Origin of the sequence: Pseudomonas sp. AE27 (genome assembly GCF_037113495.1) — a bacterium.
Taxonomy (GTDB): domain Bacteria; phylum Pseudomonadota; class Gammaproteobacteria; order Pseudomonadales; family Pseudomonadaceae; genus Aquipseudomonas; species Aquipseudomonas palmensis.
The window spans coordinates 2,243,495-2,269,575 of the sequence record NZ_CP146966.1 but is presented as its reverse complement, the minus strand read 5'-3'; the positions used below and the strand labels follow the sequence as shown (position 1 = coordinate 2,269,575).

The 26,081-nt window shown below is 66.1% G+C and carries 16 protein-coding genes; 10 read left to right on the top strand and 6 right to left on the bottom strand.

Annotated features, from left to right (window positions below):
• Positions 1–14 precede the first annotated feature (14 nt).
• Positions 15–3,722, bottom strand: a complete 3,708-nt coding sequence (gene metH / locus V9K84_RS10250; protein WP_058540347.1) for a methionine synthase — start codon at positions 3,720–3,722, stop codon at positions 15–17.
• Between the two features lie 156 nt (positions 3,723–3,878).
• Between metH and V9K84_RS10245 the strand changes: the two genes are divergently transcribed.
• The 3 genes from V9K84_RS10245 to nfuA all read left to right on the top strand — a co-directional run bounded on the left by V9K84_RS10245 (position 3,879) and on the right by nfuA (position 7,964).
• Entirely contained in the window at positions 3,879–6,176 is a 2,298-nt protein-coding gene (locus V9K84_RS10245; protein WP_054914322.1) for a fatty acid cis/trans isomerase, read from the top strand.
• Positions 6,177–6,287: 111 nt separating this feature from the next.
• Positions 6,288–7,322 carry an acyltransferase gene (locus V9K84_RS10240; RefSeq protein ID WP_058540346.1) on the top strand — a complete coding sequence of 345 codons (1,035 nt, stop codon included), beginning with the start codon at positions 6,288–6,290 and terminating at the stop codon, positions 7,320–7,322.
• Positions 7,323–7,379: 57 nt separating this feature from the next.
• Positions 7,380–7,964: a Fe-S biogenesis protein NfuA gene (nfuA, locus tag V9K84_RS10235; protein ID WP_058540345.1), complete on the top strand. Its 585-nt coding sequence runs from the start codon at positions 7,380–7,382 to the stop codon at positions 7,962–7,964.
• A gap of 219 nt (positions 7,965–8,183) precedes the next feature.
• Here the strand turns inward: nfuA and V9K84_RS10230 are convergent, their stop codons facing one another.
• The 5 genes from V9K84_RS10230 to V9K84_RS10210 form a co-directional block, all read right to left on the bottom strand.
• The gene (locus V9K84_RS10230; RefSeq protein ID WP_043864075.1) at positions 8,184–9,608 is read right to left on the bottom strand and encodes a TolC family protein; all 1,425 of its coding nucleotides are present in this window, start codon (positions 9,606–9,608) and stop codon (positions 8,184–8,186) included.
• On the bottom strand, positions 9,605–12,784 hold the full coding sequence (locus V9K84_RS10225; RefSeq protein WP_054914324.1) for an efflux RND transporter permease subunit: 3,180 nt from the start codon (positions 12,782–12,784) through the stop codon (positions 9,605–9,607). Before V9K84_RS10225 ends, V9K84_RS10230 begins: the two co-directional genes overlap by 4 nt.
• Before the next feature lie 12 nt (positions 12,785–12,796).
• Positions 12,797–14,029, bottom strand: a complete 1,233-nt coding sequence (locus V9K84_RS10220; protein ID WP_043864073.1) for an efflux RND transporter periplasmic adaptor subunit — start codon at positions 14,027–14,029, stop codon at positions 12,797–12,799.
• A gap of 197 nt (positions 14,030–14,226) precedes the next feature.
• Positions 14,227–15,540, bottom strand: a complete 1,314-nt coding sequence (locus tag V9K84_RS10215; RefSeq protein ID WP_078481163.1) for an MFS transporter — start codon at positions 15,538–15,540, stop codon at positions 14,227–14,229.
• Positions 15,541–15,610: 70 nt separating this feature from the next.
• Positions 15,611–16,921, bottom strand: coding sequence for an L-fuconate dehydratase (locus V9K84_RS10210; RefSeq protein WP_043864071.1), 1,311 nt, complete (start codon positions 16,919–16,921; stop codon positions 15,611–15,613).
• 101 nt (positions 16,922–17,022) lie between these two features.
• Between V9K84_RS10210 and V9K84_RS10205 the strand changes: the two genes are divergently transcribed.
• The 7 genes from V9K84_RS10205 to V9K84_RS10175 all read left to right on the top strand — a co-directional run bounded on the left by V9K84_RS10205 (position 17,023) and on the right by V9K84_RS10175 (position 26,007).
• Positions 17,023–17,970 (top strand): LysR substrate-binding domain-containing protein, encoded by a 948-nt coding sequence (locus tag V9K84_RS10205; protein ID WP_054914325.1) that lies wholly within the window; start codon positions 17,023–17,025, stop codon positions 17,968–17,970.
• 38 nt (positions 17,971–18,008) lie between these two features.
• The gene (locus V9K84_RS10200) at positions 18,009–18,980 is read left to right on the top strand and encodes a LysR family transcriptional regulator (RefSeq protein ID WP_054914326.1); all 972 of its coding nucleotides are present in this window, start codon (positions 18,009–18,011) and stop codon (positions 18,978–18,980) included.
• A gap of 158 nt (positions 18,981–19,138) precedes the next feature.
• Positions 19,139–20,689, top strand: coding sequence for an altronate dehydratase family protein (locus tag V9K84_RS10195; protein ID WP_088514415.1), 1,551 nt, complete (start codon positions 19,139–19,141; stop codon positions 20,687–20,689).
• A 36-nt stretch (positions 20,690–20,725) separates the two neighbouring features.
• Positions 20,726–22,312, top strand: coding sequence for an aldehyde dehydrogenase (NADP(+)) (locus V9K84_RS10190; protein ID WP_088514457.1), 1,587 nt, complete (start codon positions 20,726–20,728; stop codon positions 22,310–22,312).
• Positions 22,305–23,363 (top strand): Ldh family oxidoreductase, encoded by a 1,059-nt coding sequence (locus V9K84_RS10185; protein ID WP_054914328.1) that lies wholly within the window; start codon positions 22,305–22,307, stop codon positions 23,361–23,363. The genes V9K84_RS10190 and V9K84_RS10185 overlap by 8 nt, the downstream gene beginning before the upstream one ends.
• A gap of 26 nt (positions 23,364–23,389) precedes the next feature.
• The gene (locus V9K84_RS10180; RefSeq protein ID WP_058540534.1) at positions 23,390–24,607 is read left to right on the top strand and encodes a fumarylacetoacetate hydrolase family protein; all 1,218 of its coding nucleotides are present in this window, start codon (positions 23,390–23,392) and stop codon (positions 24,605–24,607) included.
• A gap of 86 nt (positions 24,608–24,693) precedes the next feature.
• Positions 24,694–26,007, top strand: a complete 1,314-nt coding sequence (locus V9K84_RS10175; protein ID WP_088514416.1) for an MFS transporter — start codon at positions 24,694–24,696, stop codon at positions 26,005–26,007.
• Positions 26,008–26,081 lie beyond the last annotated feature (74 nt).

Sequence of the window (26,081 nt, the reverse complement as noted above, 5' to 3'; positions counted from 1 at the left end):
TACCTCACCAGCGCTTAGTTGTCGTACCCCAGGTTGGGCGCCAGCCAGCGCTCGGTTACCGCCAGGTCCTGCCCCTTGCGCGCGGTGTAGCTCTGGACCTGGTCCTTGTCGACCTTGCCCACGGCAAAGTACTGCGCCTGCGGGTGGGCAAAGTACCAGCCGCTGACCGCCGCCGCCGGGAACATCGCGAAGTGCTCGGTGAGGAACACGCCGCTCGGGCCGGTCTCGCCGATCGCCGTGCCGTCGAGCAGGCGGAACAGGGTTTCCTTCTCGGTGTGGTCCGGGCACGCCGGGTAGCCCGGGGCAGGGCGGATACCCGCGTACTGCTCCTTGATCAGCGCCTCGTTGTCCAGGTGCTCGTCCTTGGCATAGCCCCAGTACTCCTTGCGCACCTGCTCGTGCAGCCACTCGGCGCAGGCCTCGGCCAGGCGGTCGGCCAGGGCCTTGACCATGATCGAGCTGTAGTCGTCGCCCTTGTCCTGGTAGGCCTTGGCCACTTCCTCGGCGCCGATGCCGGCGGTGGTGATGAAGCCGCCCACGTAGTCGGTGATGCCGCTGTCCTTGGGCGCCACGAAGTCGGCCAGGCAGAAATTGGGCTTGCTGTCGGGCTTGATCGTCTGCTGGCGCAGGTGGTGCAGCAGGGCCAGGGGCTGGCCGTCATCGCCGTACACCTCGATGTCGTCGTGCGCCACCTGGTTGGCCGGCCAGAAGCCGAACACCGCGCGGGCACTGATCAACTTCTCGTCGATCAGCTTGGCCAGCATTTCCTGTGCATCGGCGAACAGGGCGGTGGCCGCTTCGCCCACCACCTCGTCGTTGAGGATGCGCGGGTACTTGCCAGCCAGGTCCCAGGAGATGAAGAACGGCGTCCAGTCGATGTACTCGGCCAGCACCTTGAGGTCGATGTTCTCCAGCACGCGGGTACCGGTAAAGGTCGGTGCCACCGGCTGGTAGGCAGACCAGTCGTATTTCGGCTTGGCCTCGATCGACTGCGCATAGCTCAGGCGCTCGGTGCGCGCGCTGCGGTTGGCGGTGCGTTCGCGCACCTCCACGTAGTCCTCGCGGGTCTTGTGCACGAAGGCCGGCTTGAGCTCTTTGGACAGCAACTGCGTGGCCACGCCCACCGCACGCGAGGCGTCGGTCACGTAGACCACCGCGTCGTTGCTGTACTTGGGCTCGATCTTCACCGCGGTATGCGCCTTGGAGGTGGTTGCCCCCCCGATCATCAGCGGCAGGTGGAAGTCCTGGCGCTGCATCTCGCGGGCCACGTGCACCATTTCGTCCAGCGACGGGGTGATCAGCCCCGACAGGCCGATGATGTCGCACTTCTGCTCGCGCGCCACCTGCAGGATCTTCTCGGCCGGCACCATCACGCCCAGGTCGACGATGTCGTAGCCGTTGCAGCCGAGCACCACGCCGACGATGTTCTTGCCGATGTCGTGCACGTCGCCCTTGACCGTGGCCATCAGGATCTTGCCCTTGGCCTCGGGCTTGTCGCCTTTTTCCAGTTCGATGAACGGGATCAGGTGAGCCACCGCCTGCTTCATCACCCGCGCCGACTTGACCACCTGGGGCAGGAACATCTTGCCTGCGCCGAACAGGTCGCCCACCACGTTCATGCCGCTCATCAGCGGCCCCTCGATCACCTCGATGGGGCGCGCGCACTGCTGGCGGCACTCCTCGGTGTCCTCGACGATGAACGCGGTGATGCCCTTGACCAGGGCGTGCTCGAGGCGCTTGTCCACCGGCAGCGAACGCCACTCCTCGTTCTCGACCTCCTTGACCGCGCCGCCGCCCTTGTAGTCGTCGGCAATCGCCAGCAGCGCATCGGTGCCGTCGGGGGTGCGGTTGAGCACCACGTCCTCGACCTTCTCGCGCAGCAGCGCCGGGATCTCGTCGTAGATCTCCAGCTGGCCGGCGTTGACGATGCCCATGGTCAGGCCGTTCTGGATCGCGTGGTAGAGGAACACCGAGTGGATCGCCTCGCGCACCGGGTTGTTGCCACGGAACGAGAACGACACGTTGGATACCCCGCCGGAGGTCAGTGCATACGGCAGGTGGTCGCGGATGTAGGCACAGGCCTCGATGAAGTCCACCGCGTAGTTGTTGTGTTCCTCGATGCCGGTGGCCACGGCGAAGATGTTCGGGTCGAAGATGATGTCTTCGGGCGGGAAGCCCACCTCATCGACCAGGATGTCGTAGCTGCGCTTGCAGATCTCGCGCTTGCGGGCGGCGGTATCGGCCTGGCCGACCTCGTCGAAGGCCATCACCACCACGGCGGCGCCGTAGCGCTTGCACAGGCGGGCATGGTGCTTGAACGCCTCGACGCCTTCCTTCATCGAGATCGAGTTGACGATGCCCTTGCCCTGGATGCACTTGAGGCCGGCCTCGATCACTTCCCACTTGGAGGAGTCGATCATGATCGGCACCCGGGAGATGTCGGGTTCGCCGGCGATCAGGTTGAGGAACTTGACCATGGCCGCCTGGGAATCGAGCATCCCTTCGTCCATGTTGATGTCGATCACCTGGGCGCCGGCCTCGACCTGCTGCAGGGCCACTTCCAGCGCCTCGGTGTAGTTCTCTTCACGGATCAGCCGCGCGAAGCGGGCGGAACCTGTGATGTTGGTGCGCTCGCCGACGTTGACGAACAGCGAGCTGCGGTCGATGGTGAACGGCTCCAGGCCCGACAGGCGGCAGGCCCTGGGAATCTCGGGGATCGCCCGTGGCGGGTACTTGGCCACTGCCTCGGCGATGGCCTGGATATGCCCCGGGGTGGTGCCGCAGCAACCGCCGATGATGTTCAGAAACCCACTGGCGGCGAACTCTTCGATCACCGCGGCGGTTTCGGCCGGGGTCTCGTCGTACTCGCCGAAGGCGTTCGGCAGGCCGGCGTTGGGGTGCGCCGAAACGTGGGTGCCGGCCTTGTTCGACAGCTCTTCGAGGTAGGGGCGCAGGTCCTTGGCGCCCAGTGCGCAGTTCAGGCCCACCGAGATCGGGTTGGCGTGACGCACCGAGTTCCAGAACGCCTCGGTGGTCTGGCCCGAGAGGGTACGGCCCGAGGCGTCGGTGATGGTGCCCGAGATCATGATCGGCAGCTCGATGCCGTCGTCCTCGAACACCTGCTGCACGGCGAAGATCGCCGCCTTGGCATTGAGGGTGTCGAAGATGGTCTCGATCAGGATCAGGTCGGCGCCGCCCTCGATCAGGCCGCGGGTGGCCTCGATGTAGTTTTCCACCAGCAGGTCGAAGGTGACGTTGCGGTAGCCGGGGTCGTTGACATCCGGGGAGATCGAGCAGGTCCGGCTGGTGGGGCCCAGCACCCCGGCGACGAAGCGCGGCTTGTCGGGGGTCTCGAGGGTCTTGGCATCGGCCACCTGGCGGGCGATGCGCGCACCTTCCACGTTGAGTTCGTACACCAGCGATTCCATGCCGTAGTCGGCCTGGGATACCTGGGTGGCGTTGAAGGTGTTGGTTTCGAGGATGTCGGCGCCGGCATCCAGGTAGGCTTTCTCGATGGCCGCGATCACGTCGGGGCGCGAAAGCAGCAGCAGGTCGTTGTTACCCTTGACGTCGCTAGGCCAGTCGGCAAAGCGCGTGCCACGATAGTCGTGTTCCTCCAGGCGGTAGCTTTGGATCATAGTACCCATGCCGCCATCGAGGATCAGTATGCGCTCTTTGAGGGCTTGCTGAAGTGCTTGGTAACGGGCGCTGCGGTCAGACATAGGACTACCTGGTCGGGCAAATACAAAAGTTGCGGAATAATAACAAACCTGCGCGGTTTTTAGGCGTGTTGCCGGTTTGCATGAATTTGATTCATGTTGGCACGCTGCCGCCACCGGTAGAATCGTGAAGCTATCAATACCCAGGACATTCGGCACATGGTGCATCGTTTACTTGCCGGCGCCTTCGCACTGCTCATCAGCGGCGCGGCGCTCGGACAAGCCCCCGTCACAAGCCCGGCTATTTCCTATACCCGGGACATCCAACCGATCTTCACCGAGAAGTGCGTTGCCTGCCATGCCTGCAACGACGCGGCCTGCCAGCTGAACCTGGGCAGTGCCGAGGGCGCCGCGCGCGGTGCCTCCAAGGTGCCTGTGTATCAGGGCGACCGCAGTACGGCGGTCGCGCCGACCCGGCTGTTCTACGACGCGCACAGCGTCGAGGCCTGGCAGCGCAAGGGCTTCAGTTCGGTGCTCGACAGCCAGGGCAGCCAGGCCGCGCTGATGGCGCGCATGCTCGAGCTGGGCCACAACACGCCGCTCACCCCCAACGCCAAGCTGCCCGAGGAGATCGTGCTGGGGCTCAACCGCAACAACATGTGCCCGCTGCCCGGCGAGTTCGACGCCTACGCCGGCGCCCACCCCAGGGAGGGCATGCCGCTGGCCGTCACCGGCCTTACCGATGCCGAGTACCAGACCCTGCAGCGCTGGTTCGCCGCCGGTGCGCCGGTGGAGTACAACCCGATCCAGCCAAGTGCCAGCGAGGCCGCGCAGATCACCGAGTGGGAGGCGCTGCTCAACCGCCCCGGGTCCACCGAGGCGCTGGTGGGGCGCTGGCTGTACGAGCACCTGTTCCTGGCGCACATCTACTTTGTCGGCGGCGAGCAGGGCCACTTCTTCCAGTGGGTGCGCTCGCGCACGCCCAGCGGCCAGCCGATCGACCTGATCGCCACACGCCGCCCCAACGATCCGCCCGGCACCGACTTCTACTACCGCCTGATGCCCGTGCAGGGCGTGATCGTGCACAAGACCCACATCACCTACCCGATGGGGCCGAACAAGCTCAAGCGCGTGAAGCAGCTGTTCTACAGCGGCGACTGGCATGCCACGGCCTTGCCCGGCTACGGCCCGCGCCACCGCGCCAACCCGTTCGAGACCTTCGAGGCGATCCCGGCGATAGCGCGCTACCAGTTCATGCTCGATAACGCCGAGTACTTCGTGCGCACCTTCATTCGCGGCCCGGTATGCCGTGGGCAGATCGCCACCGACGTGATCCGCGACAACTTCTGGACCCTGTTCCAGGAGCCGGCACACGACCGCTACATCACCGATGCCGAGTACCGCGGCAAGGCCACGCCACTGCTGGCGATGCCCGGTCAGATCGACGACGTGGGCAGCATCCTGACCCTGTGGCACGCCTACCGCGACAAGCGCAACGAGTACGAAAAACTGCGCCGCGACGCCTATGCCGACCTGCCGCCACCGAGCTGGTCGAGCCTGTGGGCCGGCAACGACAACGCCTTGCTGACCATCTTCCGCCACTTCGACAGCGCCTCGGTGAGCAAGGGCCTGATCGGCGATGTGCCCAAGACCCTGTGGCTCTTCGACTACCCGCTGTTCGAGCGTACCTATTACCAGCTGGCGGTGAATTTCGACGTGTACGGCAACGTCTCGCACCAGGCGCAGACGCGCCTGTACTTCGACCTGATCCGCAACGGGGCCGAGGTCAACTTCCTGCGCCTGATGCCGGCCAAGCAGCGCAGCGACATCCTCGGCGACTGGTACCAGAACAGCGGCAAGGTCAAGATGTGGCTGGACTACGAGGCGATCGACAGCAAGACCCCGACCGCCCTCAAGCTCGACCCGCGCGACCCCAAGCGCGACTTCGGCCTCAAGCTGGTGGAGCGCACCGGCAGCCTGAACGCCGCGCCCGATCCGATCAACCGCTGCCAGGGCGCGTACTGCTCGCTGCCCGGCAGCGAGGAGTTCCGTGACGTGGAGCAGGCCCTGAGCCGGCTGGCCTCGCGCCCGGCGGCCGGGCTCAAGGTGATCGGCCAGTTGCCCGAGGCGACCATGCTGCGCATCGAAGGGCAGGGCGGCCAGCGCAAGGTCTACAGCCTGCTGCGCAACCGCGCCCACAGCAACGTGGCGTTCATGCTCGGCGAGGCCTACCGCTACCAGCCGGGGCTGGACACCCTGACCCTCTACCCGGGGGTGATGAGCAGCTACCCCAACTTCATGTTCAACATTCCGGCCAGCGACGTGCCCGAGTGGGTCGAGGACATGGAGGCGGCGCGGGACGATCCGGCCCGCTTCGAGCGCATCGTCATGCGCTGGGGCGTGCGCCGCAGCCACCCGCAGTTCTGGCAGTACTTTCATGACCTGAGCCGCTACATCCAGCAGACCGATCCGGTGGAGGCCGGCGTGCTCGACATGAACCGCTACGAGAACCTCTGAGGCAACCGCCGGGCAGATCAGGCTGATCTTTCCCGGCCTTTCGTAGTCCCACCCGCAAGCGGTCCCGATTTGTGCGGGGCCAGGGTGGGGTAACGAGAGACGGGAATCGACATGCTGTTTTCGCTTCAGGCATTGAGGGCGCTCGCCGCCTGGGTGGTGGTCTGTCACCACTTCATGCAGATCTTCTTCGACTTCAAGGCCAGCGGCCCGGTAGGGCAGTTTCTGGCTGATCGCGGTGCGGTCGGGGTGGACATCTTCTTCGTCATCAGCGGGCTGGTGATCTACCTCTCGACCCGCGACAAACCCATGGCGCCCCGGCGCTTTCTGCTCAACCGGGTGCTGCGCATCGTGCCGGCCTACTGGTTCTATACCGGCCTGATGGCGCTGCTGCTGGTGGTGGCCAGCCAGTGGATGCCGCACCAGACCCTGGAGCTGTCGCACCTGCTGCTGTCGCTGCTGTTCATTCCGGCGGAAAACCCCGGCGGCTACGGCCTGTACCCCACGCTCAACGTGGGCTGGACGCTGAACTACGAGATGTTCTTCTACCTGCTGTTCTCGCTGGTGTTCCTGGTGCGCCAGCGCCATCACCTGTGGCTGGTGGCGCTGGCGCTGTTCGCGGTCAGCGAGGTGCTCACCGGCCTGGGCGTGCTGGGGCGGTTCTACAGCAACAACATCATCTACGAGTTCCTGCTGGGCGTAGCCATCGGCGTGCTCTACCGGCGCGGCTGGATTGCCCAGGGGCTGTGGCTGCCGTTGCTGACCCTGGCGGCCGCATCGGTGGCGATCTACCGCCTGGATGCCTCGTCACGCCTGCTGCACTGGGGCCTGCCTAGCGCGCTGATCGTGCTGGCGTGCATCTCGCTGGAGCCGTATTTCAAGGGCAACCGGGTGCTCAAGGCACTGGGCGACTGCTCCTATTCGGTGTACCTGATCCATGTGCTGGTGCTGTACGGCGGCTGGTTTGCCAGCGAGCGTCTGGGGCTCAACCCCTACCTGGTGTTCGCGCTGTGCGTGCCGCTGATCGGCGGGGCGTCGTGGGCCAGTTACCGCTGGCTGGAAAAGGGCCTGTACCGGCGCATGAGTGGCTGGTTCGAGGCGCGTCTGGGCCCGGCGGTGCCGGTGGCACTTTCCCGACAGAATTACTAGGACTTTGTTCGCCGGCCGTGTTGGCGTAAACTGCGCACAAGTCTGTGAGGAACTTACATGAGCGCCATAACGATTACCGACGCCGCGCACGATTACCTGGCCGATCTGCTGGAAAAGCAGAATACCCCAGGCATTGGCATTCGCATTTTCATTACCCAGCCGGGTACGAACTACGCCGAAACCTGCATTGCCTACTGCAAGCCAGGTGAAGAAAAGCCGGAAGACGAAGCGGTGGGGCTCAAGTCCTTCACCGCCTACCTGGATGCGGTCAGCATCCCGTTTCTGGAAGATGCGGTGGTGGACTACGCCACCGACCGCATGGGCGGCCAGCTGACCATCAAGGCGCCGAACGCCAAGGTGCCGATGGTCAATGCCGACAGCCCGATCAACGAGCGCATCAACTACTACCTGCAAACCGAGATCAACCCGGGGCTGGCCAGCCATGGCGGTCAGGTCAACCTGATCGAAGTGGTCGAGGACGGCATTGCGGTGCTGCAGTTCGGCGGTGGTTGCCAGGGTTGCGGCCAGGCCGACGTGACCTTGCGCGAAGGCATCGAGCGCACCTTGCTCGAACGCATTCCGGAGCTCAAGGGCGTGCGTGACGTGACCGACCATTCGCAGAAAGAAAACGCCTACTACTAAGCAGTTGTAGCGTTCTGGCGGGCCCCTTCGCCGGCAAGGCCGGCTCCTACAGGTTTACCGTGACCTGTGTAGGAGCCGGCCTTGCCGGCGAAGGGGCCCGCCGCATTTCAAGGGCAAAGAAGGCAGATGTGCCGGCGAAGAGGCCCGCAAGGCCACAAAAAAAGCCCCGCCAATGGCGGGGCAAAGTGGTCGGTGCTAACCAACCAAAGGAGCTCTGAATCAGTTCGCCGCAGCCACGCTGTCGGTCTGCCAGCCACCACCGAGTGCCTTGTAGATCGCAACGATCCCGCGATACAGGTCCACCTCGCCCAACGCCTGCGCGTCCTCGGCAGTAAGCCGTTCACGCTCGGCATCCAGCAGCACCAGGTAATCCACCGTACCCTCGCGGTAACGAATCGACGCCAGGTCCGCCGCCTTGCGGCTCGCCTCGCTCTGGCGCAGCAGCGCCATCAGCCGTTGCTGACGCTTGGCGTAATCGCTGAACGCATTCTCCGACTCTTCCAACGCCAGCAGCACCTGCTGCTCATAGGTCGCCAACGCACCCTCGGCCTCGGCATTCGCGCCGCGCAGACGCGCCCGCACACTGCCCAGGTCGAACGCCGCCCAGGTGATGCTCGGGCCCAGTGCCCACGCCTGCGCCGCACTCGACCCCAACTGCGAACCACGCCCTGCGGTAAAGCCCAGGAAGCCGCTCAGGCTCACCCGCGGGAACAGGTCGGCCGTGGCCACCCCCACATTCGCCGTGGCCGCCGCCAGCTGGCGCTCGGCACTGCGCACATCCGGGCGACGCTTGAGCAGTTCGCCCGGGTCGCCAATCGGCAGGGCCTTGGCAATCGCCGGCAACTGCGCCGGCGACAGGTCGACACTCAACGCATCCGGCCGCTGCCCCAGCAAGGTGGCGATGCGGTTGCGCGCACGCACCTGCTCGGCCTGCAGCTGCGGCACGCTGGCCTCTACCGCCGCCAGGCGCGCATCGGCGCGCACCACGTCCAGTTCGTTGCCAACCCCTGCATCACGCAGGGTTTCGGTAATGCCGCGCGAATCCTGCTGGGTCTTGAGGTTGGCCAGGGCTATCTTCTCGCGCAACTGCGCACCACGCAGTTGTCCATAAGCATCAACCAGCTCGGCAATCAGGCTCACCTGCAATTGTTGCAGGTCGGCCTGGGCCGCGGCCTCCTGCGCCTCGCTGGCTTCCAGCTGGCGCTGAATGCGGCCGAACAGGTCAAGCTCCCAGGCCATGTCCAGGCCCAGGTCGTAGCGCTCGCTGTTGACCCGGCGGTCGGTCTGGCCAGGTATCTGACCCTTGCCCAGGTCGCTGCTGGCGCGGCTGGTGACGGTGGGCAGTGCATCGTTGCTCACATCGTCACGAATCGCCCGCGCCGCCTTCAGGCGCGCAAACGCCACGCGCAGCTCGCGGTTGTCGGCCAGCGACTGGCTCACCAGCTGGTTGAGGACCGGGTCGTCGAACTGACGCCACCAGATCGCATCGAAGCGGGTGCGGTCGAAGGCCGCCTTGGCCTCCTGCGCATCGGCCGCCGCCAGGTGCGCGGCGTCGGTGTGCGGGGCCTGGTAGTCCGGGCCGACCGCACAGGCGGCCAGGGCCAGCACCAGCAGGCTCGGTGCCCACAGTTTCAAGTGGTTCATGCCTGGTTCTCCAGCTGCAGCTGGCGGGCCGCCTTGCGGGCCTCGCTGCGCTCTACATAACGACGGATCAACACAAAGAACACCGGGGTCAGCAACAGGCCGAAAATCGTCACCCCGATCATCCCGGAGAACACCGCCACACCCATGGCATGGCGCATTTCGGCGCCGGCCCCGGAGGAGAACACCAGCGGTACCACACCCATGATGAAGGCGAACGAGGTCATCAGGATCGGGCGCAGCCGCAGCCGGCAGGCTTCCAGCACCGCAGCCAGCGGGTCGAGCCCTTCGGCCTGCTTGTCCTTGGCGAACTCGACGATAAGAATCGCGTTCTTGCACGCCAGCCCCACCAGTACGATCAGGCCGATCTGGGTGAAGATGTTGTTGTCGCCACCGGACAGGATCACCCCGGTAATGGCCGACAGCAGGGTCATCGGCACGATCAGGATCACCGCCAGCGGCAGGCTCCAGCTCTCGTACTGGGCAGCCAGTACCAGGAACGCCAGCAGCACGCACAGCGGGAACACGAACAGCGCGGTGTTGCCGGCCAGGATCTGCTGATAGGTCAGCTCGGTCCATTCGAAGGTCATGCCGTTGGGCAGCTCTTCCTTGAGCAGTTTTGCCATGGCCTGTTCGGCCTGGCCGGAGCTGTAGCCGGGTGCTGCGCCACCGTTGATCTCGGCGGTGATGAAGCCGTTGTAGTGCATCACGCGGTCCGGCCCGGAGGTGTCGCTGACCTTGATGAAGGTCGCCAGCGGGATCATCTCGCCCTGGTTGTTGCGCACCTTGAGCTGGCCGATCTGCTCGGCATCCAGGCGGAACTGCTGCTCGGCCTGCACGTTGACCTGGTAGGTACGGCCAAAGCGGTTGAAGTCGTTGGCGTACAGCGAGCCCAGGTAGATCTGCAGGGTGTCGAAGATATCGTTGATCGCCACACCGTGGGTCTTGGCCTTCTCACGGTCGATGGCGGCATCCACCTGCGGCACATTCACCTGGTAGCTGGTGAACAGCCCGGCCAGCTCCGGCACGTTGTGGCTCTTGGCGATGATGTTCTGGGTTTCCTTGTACAGCGCCTCGTAGCCCAGGTTGCCACGGTCTTCGATCTGCAGGCGGAAACCGCCGATGGTACCCAGCCCCTGAACCGGCGGTGGCGGGAAGATCGCGATGTAGGCTTCCTGGATGTCGGCGTACTGCGCGTTCAACGTGGCGGCAATCGCCGCGGCCGACTGGCTGGGGTCCTTGCGCTGGTCGAACGACTTGAGTGCGACGAACACGATGCCGCTGTTGGGGCTGTTGGTGAACCCGTTGATCGACAGGCCCGGGAAGGCGATGGAGTCGGCCACACCCGGTTGCTTGAGGGCGAACTCGCTCATCTTCTTGATGACCGATTCGGTGCGGTCAAGGCTGGCCGCATCCGGCAGTTGCGCGAAGGCCACCAGGTACTGCTTGTCCTGAGCGGGCACGAAACCGGTCGGGGTGGCGGCAAAGCCCATCCAGGTCAGCACCATCAGCCCGGCGTACACGAACAGGGCGATGCCGCTGCTGCGGATCACGCGGCCCACGGTGCCCACGTAGCCATGGCTGGCACGCTCGAAGAAGCGGTTGAACGGCTTGAACAGCCAGCCGCCGAGCAGGCGGTCGAGCAGTTTCGAGAAGCGGTCCTTGGGGGCGTGATGGCCCTTGAGCAACACCGCAGCCAGCGCCGGCGACAGGGTCAGCGAGTTGAACGCCGAGATCACCGTGGAAATCGCGATGGTCAAGGCGAACTGCTTGTAGAACTGCCCGGTCAGGCCGGAGATGAACGCCGCCGGGATGAACACCGCACACAGCACCAGCGCGGTGGCGATGATCGGCCCGGTCACTTCGCTCATGGCGCGCTTGGTCGCCTCCAGCGGGTTGAGCCCCAGCTCGATGTTGCGCTCCACGTTCTCCACCACCACGATGGCGTCGTCCACCACGATACCGATGGCCAGCACCAGCCCGAACAGCGACAGCGCGTTGAGCGAGAAGCCGAACAGGTGCATCACCGCAAAGGTGCCGATCAGCGAGACCGGTACCGCCACCAGCGGGATGATCGAGGCGCGCCAGGTCTGCAGGAACAGGATCACCACCAGCACCACCAGGATCAGCGCCTCGAACAGGGTGTGCACCACCGCTTCGATCGAGCCGCGCACGAACACGGTGGGGTCATAGACGATGCTGTAGTCCATGCCCTCGGGGAAGTCCTTCTTCAGCTCGGCCATCTTGGCGCGTACTTCGTCGGAGATCTCGATGGCGTTGGAGCCAGGGCGCTGGAAGATCGGGATCGCCACCGCCGGCTGATTGTTGAGCAGCGAACGCAGGGCGTACTGGCTGGAGCCCAGCTCCACCCGGGCGATGTCCTTGAGGCGGGTGATTTCACCGTCGGCGCCGGAGCGGATGATGATGTTCTCGAATTCCTCTTCGCTCACCAGGCGGCCCTGGGTGTTGACCGACAGCTGGAAGCTGGTGGCCCCGGGGGCGGGCGGCGAACCGAGCTGGCCGGCGGCCACCTGGCGGTTCTGCTCGCGAATGGCAGCCACCACGTCGCTGGCAGTCAGGTTGCGCGAGGCGGTCTTGTTCGGGTCCAGCCATACGCGCAGCGAGTAGTCGCCCATGCCGAACAGCTGCACGTCACCCACGCCACCCAGGCGAGCCAGCTCGTCCTTGATGTTGAGGATCGCGTAGTTGGACAGGTAGAGCATGTCGTAGCGGTTGTCCGGCGAGGTCAGGTGCACCACCATGGTCAGGTCGGGCGAGGCCTTGTCGACGGTGATACCGATACGCGTGACTTCCTCGGGCAGCTTGGGCTGGGTGCGGGTCACACGGTTCTGCACCTGCACCTGCGCGTTGTCCAGGTCGGTGCCCAGGGCGAAGGTGATGGTCAGGGTGATCTTGCCGTCGGCGGTGGACTGCGAGGACATGTACAGCATGTTCTCGACACCGGTGATGGCCTGCTCGAGCGGCGCGGCCACGGTTTCGCCGATCACCTTGGGGTTGGCACCGGGGAAGTTGGCGCGCACCACCACGGTGGGCGGTACCACCTCGGGGTATTCGCTGATCGGCAGCTGGAACAGCGAGATGCTGCCGGCGATCAGGATCAGCAGCGACAGCACGGCGGCGAAGATCGGCCGGGTAATGAAGAACTGGGAAAAATTCATCGGTCTGGTCCCTTAACCGCGTGGTGCCGCGGCACTGGCGAGCTTGACCGTGACCGGCTTGCTCGGGGTGCTGGCTTCCAGGGCCTGGCGTTGCTGGGCGAGGGCGGCGAGGGTGGTGTCGCTGGCCATCGGGGTTTCTTCAGGGCTGACCGGCGAGCCAGGGCGTACACGCTGCAGGCCCTTGACCACGATGCGGTCTTCCTTGCTCAGGCCGCTGCGCACGATACGCAGGCCTTCGAGTTTGGGGCCCAGCTCCACGGCGCGGTAATCGGCTTTGTTGTCCTTGTCCATCACCAGCACGAACTTCTTGCCCAGGTCGGTGCCCACGGCCTCGTCGTTGATCAGCACGGCCGAATAGGTGGCGCTGCCGACCAGTTTCAGGCGCGCGTACAGCCCGGGGGTGAACTGGCCGTCGCTGTTGTCGAACACCGCGCGACCGCGAATGGTGCCGGTCTTGGGGTTGACCTGGTTGTCGACGAAGTTCATCTGGCCCAGGTGCGGGTTGCCGGTTTCGTTGGACAGGCCCAGGTACACCGGGGTGCTCTGGCCGCGCTGGCCGTCGCGGGCCAGCTGGGTGTACTTGAGGTACACGCGCTCGTCGGCGTCGAAGTAGGCGTAGACCTTGTCGGTGGACACCACGCTGGTGAGCGCGGTGACATCGGCGGTGACGATGTTGCCGGCGGTGAACTCGGCGCGGCTGACACGGCCGCTGATGGGCGCGGTCACGCGGGTGAAGCTCAGGTTCAGCCTGGCCAGGTCCAGCTGCGCCTGGATCGCGGCCACCCCGGCGCGGGCTTCGGCGGCGGCACTGGTGCGCGACTCGGCGAGTTCGGCGGAAATCGCGTTGCTGCTGCGCAGGCGCTCGCCGCGCTGGGCTTCGGTCTGGCTGCGGGTGGCGGTGGCGCGGGCTTGTTGCAGTTGGGCTTCAAGTTGGCGTACCTGAGCCTGGAACGGGCGCGGATCGATCTGGAACAGCAGGTCGCCTTTCTTGACCTGGGCACCTTCGGTGAAGGCTACCTGGTCGATCTGGCCGGAAACGCGCGGGCGTACTTCGACGGTTTCGGGGGCTTCGAGGCGGCCGGTGAACTCGTCCCATTCGTTGATGGGCTGCTCCAGCACCTTGGCCACCGTGACTTTCGGCGCACCGGGCGCTTGCGGGGCCTCCGGGGTACGACCACAGGCACTCATCACCACCAGTGCCAGGGCAGCAAGGGGATAGCGCAAGGGTTTGAGTGAGTGTTCCATGGATAGATCCGCCAATGTATTGAGAGTGGGCGGATTCTGCGATTTGTAACTATTAACAACGAATCGAATGGGGCGAAGGTAACTATCATTCGGAATGATATGAACGCCATTCGCCGGCAAGGCCGGCTCCTACATGCAGATGCACAAACCCGTAGGAGCCGGCCTTGCCGGCGAATGAGCGCGTAACCGATACCCGATCAGGCCTGAGCCTTCTCCTCCTGCCCCTGACGCAACCGCGTGCTGATCAGCGCCGCCAGCACCAGCAGGCCGGCGATCACCCACAGCCCGTTGCGCGTGCTGCCGGTGGTCTGCTCGATCAACCCCATCACCGACGGCCCGACGAACCCGCCGAACAGCCCGCACATGGTCACGAACGCCAGCCCCGCCGCCAGTGCACTGCCGCTCAGGCGGCTGGACGGGAACACGAAGATGATCGATTGCACCACGAACAGCATCAGCGCCGTCAGCGAAAAGCCCACCAGCCCGATGAACGAGTTGGAGAACGAGGCAATCACCAGCCCCGCCGCCATGGTCAGCAAGCCGAAGAACATGATCATCCGGCAGCGGGTGGGGGTGGTGGCCAGGCGCGGGAAGGTCGCGGCGCCAATGGCGGCGGCAATCCACGGTACCGAGGTCAGCAGGCCGATCTGGAACGGCGACAGGTTGCCATAGGTGCCGATGATGCCCGGCAGAAAGAAGATCACCGTGTAGATGGTGATCTGGTGCACGAAGTACACCGCGATCGCCAGCCAGATCTGCTTGTCGCGAAACATCTGGCTCAGGCGGGTCTGTGGCGGCGCGGCGGCTTTTTCGGCGTTCAGGCGCTGCTCGATATCGCGCTTGTCGGCCTCCGACAGCCATTTGGCCGAGGCCGGCCCGTCAGGCAGTTTCTTCCACACCACATACGCCAGCGCCACTGCCGGCAGGCCTTCGATCACGAACAGCCACTGCCAGCCATGCCAGCCCAGCAAACCGTCCATCTGCAGCAACGCACCGCCCAGCGGCCCGCTGAGGATGTTGGCCAGGCACACGCCCAGCAAAAAGTAACCGGTGGCGCGTGCCCGCTGTTCGCGGTCGAACCAGTAGGTCAGGTACAGCATCACCCCCGGGAACAGCCCGGCCTCGGCCACGCCCAGCAGCAGGCGCATGATGTAGAACGAGGTCTCGCCCTGCACGAACGCCATGCCTGCCGACAGCAGGCCCCAGGTGATCATGATGCGGGTGATCCAGAAACGTGCGCCCACCCGGTGCATGATCAGGTTGCTTGGCACCTCGGCCAGCGCGTAGGTCAGAAAGAACAGCCCGGCACCCAGGCCGTAGGCAGCGGCCGACAGCCCAAGGTCGATGCCCATGCTGGCCTTGGCCAGGGCAATGTTGGTGCGGTCCAGAAAGCTCATCACGTAGACGATGACCAGCAGCGGCAGCAGTTTGCGCAGCAGCAGGCTGTTCAGGCGTTGTTCGGCAGGCACGGCGGGCGCGGCCGCCGCTGTCGCGGTATTGAGGATTGTCATTATTGTTAACCCCGGTATTGATGGTGCGGCCCGCCGACGCGCAGGGCGCGGCGGCGGGCTTGGGTGTCGATCAGGTGCGGGCGATGTCCAGCCACACCGGGCCGTTCGGGTACTGGTAGCGCTCCAGGGTGTCGGCGTGCATCTCGATGCTGTAGCCGGGGCGCAGTGGTGGCATGTAGCGGCCGCGGCGGATCACCACCGGGTCGATGAAGTGCTCGTGCAGGTGGTCGACGTATTCCAGCACGCGGTTGTGCAGCGAGGCCGAAACGCCGATGTAGTCGAACAGCGCGATATTCTGCACGTATTCGCACAAACCCACACCCCCGCCATGCGGGCACACCGGCACGTCGTACTTGGCCGCCATCAGCAGCACGATCAGCACCTCGTTCAGCCCGCCCAGGCGCGCCGCGTCGAGCTGGCAGAAGTCCAGCGCACCGGCCTGGAACATCTGCTTGAACATCACCCGGTTGTGGCAGTGCTCGCCGGTGGCCACGCCGATCGGCGCGATGCGCTGGCGAATGGTGGCATGGCCGAGGATGTCGTCGGGGCTGGTCGGCTCCTCGATCCACAGCGGTGCGAAGGCGGCCAGGCGGCGCATGTTCTCGATCGATTCGTCCACGCCCCACACCTGGTTGGCGTCCATCATCAGGGTGCGTTCCCAGCCCAGCTCGTCACGCAGGATGCCGGCGCGGCGAATGTCGTCTTCCAGGTTGGCGCCGATTTTCTGCTTCACGTGGGTCCAGCCATCGGCCACGGCCTCGCGGGTCAGCTGGCGCATCTTCTCTTCGCTGTAGCCCAGCCAGCCCGGTGCGGTGGTGTAGCCCGGGTAGCCTTCGCGCAGCATCTGCGCCTCGCGCTCGGCCTTGCCCGGCGCATTGCGGCGCAGCAGGGCGATGGCTTCCTCGGGGGTGATCACGTCGGTGACGTAGCTGAAGTCCAGGCAGCGCACCAGCTGCTCGGGGCTCATGTCGGCCAGCAGCTTCCACACCGGTTTTTCTTCGTGCTTGGCCCACAGGTCCCACACGGCATTGATGATGGCGGCGGTGGCGAGGTGGATCACGCCTTTTTCCGGGCCCAGCCAGCGCAGCTGGCTGTCGCCCACGGTGAAGTTGTGCCAGAAGGCGCCCATGTCGGCGGTGATCTCTTCCAGGGTCAGGCCCACCACCATCGGTGCCAGCGACTGGATCGCGGCCACGCAGATCTCGTTGCCGCGGCCGATGGTGAAGGTCAGGCCGTGGCCTTCCAGGGGGCTGTCGGTGTGCAGCACCACGTAGGACGCCGAATAGTCCGGTGCGCTGTTCATCGCGTCGGAGCCGTCGAGCGACAGCGAGGTAGGGAAACGGATATCGCGAACGCTCAGGTGGGTAATTCGAATGCTCATGGCGGGCTCTTGTTCTCGGTGACCACTTGGAGTCCCGACTGTAGGTTGCCGAGCGATACGTGCATAATCGCGGTTTCCTAACCAGGGATACCGAATTCGATATGTCTGCGAGCCCTGAAGCCGATCCGCTGCTGCCACGCAGCCTCGGCGCGCTGAAAATTTCCAGCCGCCAGATCACCTTGCTCAACGCCCTGGGCGAGTTCGGCAACCTGCGCCGCGCCGCAGCGGCCATGCACACCACCCAACCGGCGGCGAGCCTGCTGTTGCAGCAGTTGGAGGAGCGCCTGGGCGTACGCCTGTTCGAGCGCCTGCCCCGGGGCATGCAGCCCACCCTGTATGGCGAGGTGATGATCCGCTATGCCCAGGGCGCGCTGCACGAGTTCGAGCACGCCCAGGCGCAGATCGCCGAACTGGCCCGCGGTGCCATGGGCCTGGTGCGGGTGGGCACGGTGATGGGCCCGGTGCCGCGCCTGCTGACCGGCGCGGTGCTGGCCTACAAGCGCGACCACCCCAAGGTGCGCATCAGCATCGAGGTGGGCACCAGCGACACCTTGCTGCCGGCGCTGCTGCGCGGCGACTTCGACGTGGTGCTCGGGCGCCTGCCCGACCAGGGTGACAGCCAGGACCTGGACATCGAGCTGTTCGACATCGGCGAGCAGATGCGCGTGATCGCCAGGGCAGGGCACCCGCTGGCCGGCGCCGCGGCGCTGCAACTGGCCGACCTGGTCAGCCTCACCTGGATCCTGCACCCGCTCGGCAGCCCCATGCGCCGTCGCGTGGAAAGCGCGCTGCAGGCCGGCGGCATGGTGCAGTCGCTGGACATCGTCGAGACCGCCTCGATCCTGGCCACCACCGCCATGCTCGAAGCCTCCGATATGATCGCGGTGGTGCCCAACGACGTGGCCGAGCATTATGCGCGCTATGGCATGGTCGCCATCCTGCCGGTGGAGCTGCCCATCAGCATGGTCAACCTGGGCCTGCTGACCCTGCGTTCGCGCCCACGCTCGGTGGCGCTGAACACCCTGCTGCATTACCTGCGGGCGCAATGACATGACCTGCGCCGCCACCTTCAGGAGGCACTGAGCCGATGCCCTCGGACATTACCCATTCCAGCTTCTGCAACTGGGTGCGCTTCAAACACCTGGTGCTGATCGACACCCTGGCGCGCACGCGCAACATGCATGCCACCGCCTCGCGCATGAACCTCAGCCAGCCGGCCCTGAGCAAGATGCTGCGCGACCTCGAGGAGCAGTTCGGCTTTGCCCTGTTCGAACGCCTGCCGCGCAGCATGCCGCCCACCGAGCTGGGCGAGTACGTGGTGCGCTATGCGCAGAACGCGCTGGCCGACTCGCACACCTTCGTCGACCAGGTCAATCGCCTGCGCAAGGGCGGCCACGGCTTCATCAAGGTGGGCGGCATCTTCGCCGCCACCTCGGTGGTGCTGCCCCAGGCCATTGCCGCGATCAAGGCGCGCAGCCCGCTGCTGTCGATAGAAGTGGTGGAGCAGTCCAGCGACTACCTGCTGGCGATGCTCGAACAGAACAAGCTCGACCTGATGATCGGGCGCTTCACCGAACCGCGTTTCGCCCAGTTGTTCGACTTCCAGGCACTGGAGCCGGAGCCCTTCTGCCTGGTGGTCAACAGCAGCCACCCGCTCAACCAGCTCGAGGTCACGCCGCTGGAGGCCCTGGGCGACTGGCCGTGGGTGCTGTACCCGGTCGGCACGCCGATCCGCGACCGCCTGGAGCGGGCGTTTCGCGCTGCCAACATCGCCACCCCCGCCGACAGCGTGGATACCATCTCGATGCCGATGTTCCTGCAACTGCTGCAGTCGGGGCCGATGATCGCCATGCTGCCGCGCTCGATGGTGGCGGCGCAGCTGGCCAGCGGTCAGTTTCGCGAGCTGCAGACCCCGCTGCACCTGGCACCGCTGGAGTACGGCATCATCACCCGCAAGGACCAGCCGCTGACCGGCTCGGCGCAGGTGTTCGCCGATATCCTGCTGGACTTCGCCCGCCAGCGCCGTCAAGCCGAGGGTCATAAAACGATCTATAAATGAAACGAGAATTCGCACTTCGATAACCCAGGGTTATCGCTTGATCGGATCATCTCATTGGGAATACGCCGGCCGGCTCCTTACAGTTGGTGCAGATTCGCCCGCACAAGACGGGCGTGATGCCATAACAAGAAGCTTGCCGTAGCGCCCTGAGAGGTCCCATGCACCTGATTGCCAGAACCCGCAGCAGCGAAGACCCTGCGGTCATCCGCCTCAACCCGCTGGACAACGTGCTGATCGCCCGCCAGGTGCTGCCCGAGGGCCTGCACCTGGACGCCGAGGCGGTCACCGTGCGCCAGTCGATCCCTTCGGGGCACAAGGTGGCCAGCCAGCGCGTGGAGCAGGGCGAGGCGCTGCGCCGCTATGGCCAGATCATCGGTTTTGCCTCGCAGCCCATCGAGGCCGGCGAACACGTGCATGTGCACAACGTGGAGATGGGCGACTTCGCCCGTGACTACGCCTTTGGCGAAGACGCCCACAGCGTGCCGGCCAGGGAAGCCTTCTTCGAAGGCATCGTGCGTGCCGACGGGCGGGTGGCCACCCGCAACTACGTGGGCATCCTGACCTCGGTGAACTGCTCGGCGACCGTTGCCCGTGCCGTGGCCGACCATTTTCGCCGCGATATCCACCCCGAGGCGCTGGTCGACTACCCCAACGTCGATGGCGTGGTGGCCCTGACCCACGGTGCCGGTTGCGCGGTCGACCCCAGCGGCGAAGCCCTGGGCCTGCTGCGCCGCACCCTGGGCGGCTATGCCGTGCACCCCAACTTCGCCGCCGTGCTGATCATCGGCCTGGGCTGCGAGACCAACCAGATCGAAAGCCTGATGCAGACCCAGGGGCTGACCGCCGGCGCCCAGTTGCGCGCGTTCACCATCCAGGGCATTGGCGGCACCTCCAAGACCATCGCCGCCGGTATCGAGCAGGTCAAGGCGCTGCTGGCCGACGCCAACCAGGTGCGCCGCGAGCCGGTCAGCGCCCGGCACCTGATCGTGGGCCTGCAATGCGGCGGTTCCGACGGCTATTCGGGCATCACCGCCAACCCCGCGCTGGGCAATGCGGTAGACCGCCTGGTGGCTGCGGGCGGCACCGCGATCCTGTCCGAAACCCCGGAAATCTACGGCGCCGAGCACCTGCTGACGCGCCGTGCGGTCAGTCGCGAAGTGGGCGAGAAGCTGATCGCGCGCATCCACTGGTGGGAAGACTACTGCCAGCGCATGAACGCCGAGCTCAACAACAACCCCTCGGCCGGCAACAAGGCCGGCGGCCTCACCACCATTCTCGAAAAATCCCTGGGCGCCGTGGCCAAGGCCGGCTCCAGCAACCTGGTGGACGTGTACCAGTACGCCGAGGCCGTGCGCGCCAAGGGGCTGGTGTTCATGGACACCCCCGGCTACGACCCGGTGTCGGCCACCGGCCAGGTCGCCGGCGGCGCCAACCTGATCGCCTTCACCACCGGTCGCGGTTCGGCCTACGGCTGCGCCCCGGCGCCGTCGATCAAGCTGGCCACCAACAACCGGGTGTTCGAGCACCAGGAAGAAGACATGGACGTGAACTGCGGCGGCATTGCCGACGGTTCCACCAGCATTGAAGAACGCGGCGCCTACATCTTCGAACAGATGCTGCGCATCGCATCGGGCCAGCGCAGCAAGAGCGAGCAACACGGCTACGGGCAGAACGAGTTCGTGCCGTGGCAGATCGGCGCCGTGACCTGATTGACCTTTCCGCACCCTTACAGAGGCGAAATGCACATGAGCTTTTCCGGACACAACTTCATCGCAGGCCAGCGCAGCGCCCTGGGCGACACCCTGGTCTACAGCGTCGACGCCCACACCGGCGAACGCCTGCCGGGCGGTTTCCACCAGGCCACCCTGGGCGAAGTCGACAGCGCCGTTGCCGGTGCCAGCGCGGCCTTCCCGGTGTTTCGCAGCCTGCCGGCCGTGCGCCGGGCCGAATTTCTCGACGCCATTGCCGATGAACTCGACGCCCTGGGCGAGGACTTCGTGGCGCTGACCTGCCGCGAAACCGCGCTGCCAAGCGCACGCATCCAGGGGGAGCGCGGTCGCACCAGCGGCCAGATGCGCCTGTTCGCCAAGGTGCTGCGCCGTGGCGACTTCTACGGTGCGCGCATCGACCAGGCGCTGCCCGAGCGCACGCCGCTGCCACGTCCGGACCTGCGCCAGTACCGCATCGGCGTGGGCCCGGTGGCGGTGTTCGGCGCCAGCAACTTCCCGCTGGCATTCTCCACCGCTGGCGGCGACACCGCCGCAGCGCTGGCAGCCGGTTGCCCGGTGGTGTTCAAGGCCCACAGTGGCCACATGGCCACTGCCGAGCGCGTGGCTGAGGCGCTGCTGCGTGCGGCCGACAAAACCGGCATGCCGGCCGGCGTGTTCAACATGATCTTCGGTGGCGGGGTGGGCGAGGCGCTGGTCAAGCACCCCGGCATCCAGGCCGTGGGCTTCACCGGTTCGCTCAAGGGCGGCCGTGCCCTGTGCGACATGGCGGCGGCGCGGCCGCAGCCGATCCCGGTATTTGCCGAGATGTCGAGCATCAACCCGGTACTGGCGCTGCCGCAGGCACTGGCCAGCCGTGGTGCGCAGATGGCCAGGGAACTGGCCGCCTCGGTGGTGCAGGGCTGTGGCCAGTTCTGTACCAACCCGGGCCTGGTGCTGGGCATCCGCTCGCCGGCCTTCACCACCTTCATCGAGCAACTGGGCGGCCACCTGGCCGAACAGGCGCCGCAGACCATGCTCAACGCCGGCACCCTGGCCAGCTATGGCAAGGGCCTGCAGGCACTGCTGGCGCACCCCGGCATCCAGCACCTGAGCGGCCAGGCACAAGCCGGCAACCAGGCCCAGCCGCAGCTGTTCGGCGCCGATGTCAGCCTGCTGCTGGAACACGACGAACTGCTGCAGGAAGAGGTGTTCGGCCCCTGCACCATCGTGATCCAGGTGGCCGACGCCGCCGAGCTGCTGCGCGCCGTCAGCGCCCTGCGTGGCCAGCTCACCGCCACGCTACTGGCCGACGGTGACGACCTGCCGGCCTTCGCCCAGCTGTTCGGCGTGCTCGAAGACAAGGTCGGCCGCGTGCTGGTCAACGGCTACCCCACCGGTGTGGAGGTGTGTGACGCGATGGTGCACGGCGGCCCGTACCCGGCCACCTCCGATGCCCGCGGCACCTCGGTCGGCACCCTGGCCATCGACCGCTTCCTGCGCCCGGTGTGCTACCAGAACGTGCCCGACGCGCTGCTGCCGGACGCCCTCAAGGACGCCAACCCGCTGGGTATCCAGCGCCTGGTCGATGGCCAGTACAGCCGCCAGGGCCTGGGCGATGTCTGAGGCCCGGCGCTACGACACGGCCACGTTGACCCGGTTCGTCGAACAGTTGTTCGAGGGTGCCGGGGCCGACGCCGAGGTGGCCCGGGTGGTGACCCGCGTGCTGCTCGAGGGCGAGCTGCTGGGGCACCGCACCCACGGTCTGAACCTGGTCAGCCGCTATGTCGGTGGCGTACAGCGCGGTGAGGTCAAGGCACGTGCCGCCGACCTCGAACACCTGCAGGGCAGCGGCATCGCCACGCTGTTCGACGGCCACTACGTGCTGGGCCCGTACTGCGTAGAGCGTGCCCTGGCATGCGCCGCGCAGGGTGCCCAGGCGCAGGGTATCGGCATCTCGGTGGTGCGCCGTGCCTCGCACATCGGCTGCCTGGCGGCCTACCTCAAGCCCTACACCGACCGTGGCCTGGTGGCCCTGCTGTATTCCTCCGACCCGTCGGTGGGGCTGGTGTGCGCCCAGGGCGGCATCGACCCGATCTACACCCCCAACCCGATTGCCGCGGGTATTCCGACCCAGGGCGAGCCGATCCTGCTGGATGTGAGCATGTCCAGCGTCACCCTGGGCCTGGTGGGCCAGTGCCGCGATGCCGGCACCACCTTGCCCCACGCCGTGCTGATGAGTAACGACGGCACGCCGAGCAACGACCCGCGCGACTTCTTCACCACGCCCCAGGGCAGCCTGCTGCCATTGGGCGGGCAGGCCTTCGGGCACAAGGGCTTTGCCCTGGCCCTGCTGGTCGAGGCGCTGACCTCGGGCCTGGCCGGGCACGGGCGCAAGGACGCGCCGCAGCAGTGGGGCGCCTCGGCCACCGCAGTGGTAATCGACCCGCGCTTCTTCGGCGGGCTTGAGGCCTTTACCGCCGAGAGCAGCTTCCTTGGCCAGTTGGTGCTGGCCAGCCGTCCGCTCGACCCGCAGCGCCCGGTGCGCCTGCCGGGCCAGGCCGGGCTGAAACTGCGCGAGCAGGCGTTGCGCGAGGGCCTGGGCCTGTCGCCGGCGGTGCTCGATGCGCTGAACCAGACCGCTGCGCAGTTGCAACTGGCGCCGCTTTCGCAATGACCGACCACCACAACAAGAGTGCACACATGACCAACCAGAACCAGGCGCACGCGCCTCTCGCACTGAGCAACGATCTCGCCGTGTTCGCCACCGGCAGCTGGGTAGGGCGGGTGTGGCTGCCCGAGCAGGGCCCGGCCGTGGTGCTGGTCAGGGCCGGCGCGGTGCATGACATCAGTGCCCATGTGGCCACCGTCTCGGCCCTGCTCGAACAACCCGACCCGGCCGCCTACCTGCGCGCACTGCCGCTGGGCGAGGCGTTGATCGAGCTGCCCGCGCTGCTGGCCAACAGCGACCCGCAGCAGCGCGATGCGCGCCTGCCATGGTTGCTGGCCCCCATCGACCTGCAGGCGGTCAAGGCCGCCGGCGTGACCTTCGCCGCCAGCCTGCTGGAGCGTGTGGTCGAAGAGCAGGCCAAGGGCGACCCGGCCAAGGCCGACGCGATTCGCGACACCCTGGTCAGCCGCATCGGCGCCGACCTGTCGCGTATCGTGCCCGGCTCGGCCCAGGCCGAAGAACTGCGCGTGCTGCTGGTGGAGCAGGGCATGTGGTCGCAGTACCTGGAAGTGGGCATCGGCCCGGACGCCGAAGTGTTCACCAAGGCCCAGCCGTTGTCGGCGGTCGGCCATGGCGCCGATATCGGCCTGCACCCCAAGTCCAGCTGGAACAACCCCGAGCCCGAGGTGGTGCTGGCGGTGTCGAGCAACGGCACCATCCACGGCGCCATGCTGGGCAACGACGTGAACCTGCGCGACTTCGAGGGGCGCAGCGCGCTGCTGCTGTCCAAGGCCAAGGACAACAACGCCTCGACCTCCCTCGGCCCGCTGCTGCGCCTGTTCGACGAGACCTTCAGCCTGGAGGACGTGCGCGCCGCCGAAGTCGACCTGCGCGTCGAAGGCCGGGATGGCTTCGTGCTGCAGGGGCGCAGCTCGATGCGCCAGATCAGCCGCGACCCGGTCGACCTGGTACAGCAGACCCTCAACGAGAACCACCAGTACCCCGACGGCCTGGTGCTGTTTCTGGGTACCCTGTTCGCGCCCAAGCAGGACCGTGACCAGCCCGGCAGCGGTTTCACCCACAAGCTGGGCGATGTGGTCACCATCAGCAACCCGCTGCTGGGCAGCCTGTGCAACCGCGTGACCACCAGCGACCAGGCGCCACAATGGGCATTCGGCCTGCGTGCGCTGATCGAAAGCCTGAGCCGTCGTGGCTTGCTGGAGGTGGCAGTGACTGCACGCCAGCCCTGAGCGGGCGTGCGTATTCCAGGGATGACGTGTGGATGAAGGATCGCCTCGGCGTTTGACGCTGCAACAACAATAATAAAGGCCATCAGATGAACGCACTGAAGAAGTACCAACGCATCACCGTCGTGTTTCTGCTGTTGATCGGCATCGTCAACTACCTGGACCGCAGCGCGCTGTCGATTGCCAACACCTCGATCCAGCGCGACATGCTCATCAGCCCTTCGCAGATGGGCATCCTGCTGTCGGCCTTCTCCGTGGCCTATGCCTTTGCGCAGTTGCCACTGGGCCTGATCATCGACCGCCTGGGCAGCAAGATCGCCCTGGGCGCCTCGTTGCTGGCCTGGTCGGTGGCGCAGTCGCTGTGCGGGCTGGTCAACAGCTTTGGCGGCTTCATGGGCCTGCGGGTGCTGCTGGGGATCGGCGAGGCGCCGATGTTCCCCTCGGCGGCCAAGGCGCTGTCGGAATGGTTCGACGCCAACGAGCGGGGCACGCCGACCGGCATCGTGTGGTCGTCGACCTGCCTGGGGCCGTGCCTGGCGCCACCGTTGCTGACGCTGTTCATGGTCAACTTCGGCTGGCGCGGGATGTTCATCATCACCGGCGTGATCGGCATCGTGCTGGCGCTGTGCTGGTTGACGTTCTACAAGAGCAAGGCCAGGTACCTGGCCGAACTGGCGGCGCAGGGCCAGGCGCTGCCAAGCGAACAGCCGGCGCCGCGGGCTGACGCGGTGCAGGCGCCCAAGGCGTCGTACTTTGCCGGCTGGCTCGACCTGTTCAAGCACCGCAGCACCTGGGGCGCGGTGCTGGGCTTCATGGGCGTGATCTACATGCTGTGGCTGCACCTGACCTGGCTGCCGGGCTACTTCGAGCGCGAGCATGGGCTGAACCTGTACGACACCGCGTGGGTGGTATCGCTGGCCTATGGTTTCGGCGCGGTGGGCACCATCGTGGCGGGGCGGTTCTGCGACCTGCTGGTACGGCGTGACATGAGCGTGCTGGCCAGCCGCAAGTTCAGCGTGATCACCGGGCTGGTGCTGGCGGCGCTGTTCACCTTGCCGCTGTCGTACGTGAGCGGGTTGACCGGGTGCGTGATACTGCTGTGCCTGGCGCTGTTCAGCATCAACATGGCCAGTGCCACGGCGTGGATGATCGTCAACACCATCGTCGACAGCCCGCGGGTGGCCTCGTTTGGTTCGATCCAGAACTTTGGCGGCTACATTGCAGGGTCCGTGGCGCCGATCGTGACCGGGTTCAGCATCCAGTATTCGGGCTCGTTCAATACCGCGTTCATGATCAGTGCGGTGGTGGCGCTGTGCTCGGCGCTGGCGTACTTCCTGTTGCTCAAGGCGCCGATCGGCGGGGCGGATGAGCCGGCGGGGCAGATGGCCGGGGCTACCCAGTAGGGCAGGTGGCGAGCGCTTCGCGCTCGTTCGCTGGCGTGCCAGCGAAGAGGCCGGTGGTCTTCGCTCCTCTGCCA

Bases quoted from the DNA above. Each gene is read 5' to 3' on its own strand.
- metH (WP_058540347.1), bottom strand. From the start codon at position 3,722: ATGTCTGACCGCAGCGCCCGTTACCAAGCACTTCAGCAAGCCCTCAAA.
- V9K84_RS10245 (WP_054914322.1), top strand. From the start codon at position 3,879: ATGGTGCATCGTTTACTTGCCGGCGCCTTCGCACTGCTCATCAGCGGC.
- V9K84_RS10240 (WP_058540346.1), top strand. From the start codon at position 6,288: ATGCTGTTTTCGCTTCAGGCATTGAGGGCGCTCGCCGCCTGGGTGGTG.
- nfuA (WP_058540345.1), top strand. From the start codon at position 7,380: ATGAGCGCCATAACGATTACCGACGCCGCGCACGATTACCTGGCCGAT.
- V9K84_RS10230 (WP_043864075.1), bottom strand. From the start codon at position 9,608: ATGAACCACTTGAAACTGTGGGCACCGAGCCTGCTGGTGCTGGCCCTG.
- V9K84_RS10225 (WP_054914324.1), bottom strand. From the start codon at position 12,784: ATGAATTTTTCCCAGTTCTTCATTACCCGGCCGATCTTCGCCGCCGTG.
- V9K84_RS10220 (WP_043864073.1), bottom strand. From the start codon at position 14,029: ATGGAACACTCACTCAAACCCTTGCGCTATCCCCTTGCTGCCCTGGCA.
- V9K84_RS10215 (WP_078481163.1), bottom strand. From the start codon at position 15,540: ATGACAATCCTCAATACCGCGACAGCGGCGGCCGCGCCCGCCGTGCCT.
- V9K84_RS10210 (WP_043864071.1), bottom strand. From the start codon at position 16,921: ATGAGCATTCGAATTACCCACCTGAGCGTTCGCGATATCCGTTTCCCT.
- V9K84_RS10205 (WP_054914325.1), top strand. From the start codon at position 17,023: ATGTCTGCGAGCCCTGAAGCCGATCCGCTGCTGCCACGCAGCCTCGGC.
- V9K84_RS10200 (WP_054914326.1), top strand. From the start codon at position 18,009: ATGCCCTCGGACATTACCCATTCCAGCTTCTGCAACTGGGTGCGCTTC.
- V9K84_RS10195 (WP_088514415.1), top strand. From the start codon at position 19,139: ATGCACCTGATTGCCAGAACCCGCAGCAGCGAAGACCCTGCGGTCATC.
- V9K84_RS10190 (WP_088514457.1), top strand. From the start codon at position 20,726: ATGAGCTTTTCCGGACACAACTTCATCGCAGGCCAGCGCAGCGCCCTG.
- V9K84_RS10185 (WP_054914328.1), top strand. From the start codon at position 22,305: ATGTCTGAGGCCCGGCGCTACGACACGGCCACGTTGACCCGGTTCGTC.
- V9K84_RS10180 (WP_058540534.1), top strand. From the start codon at position 23,390: ATGACCAACCAGAACCAGGCGCACGCGCCTCTCGCACTGAGCAACGAT.
- V9K84_RS10175 (WP_088514416.1), top strand. From the start codon at position 24,694: ATGAACGCACTGAAGAAGTACCAACGCATCACCGTCGTGTTTCTGCTG.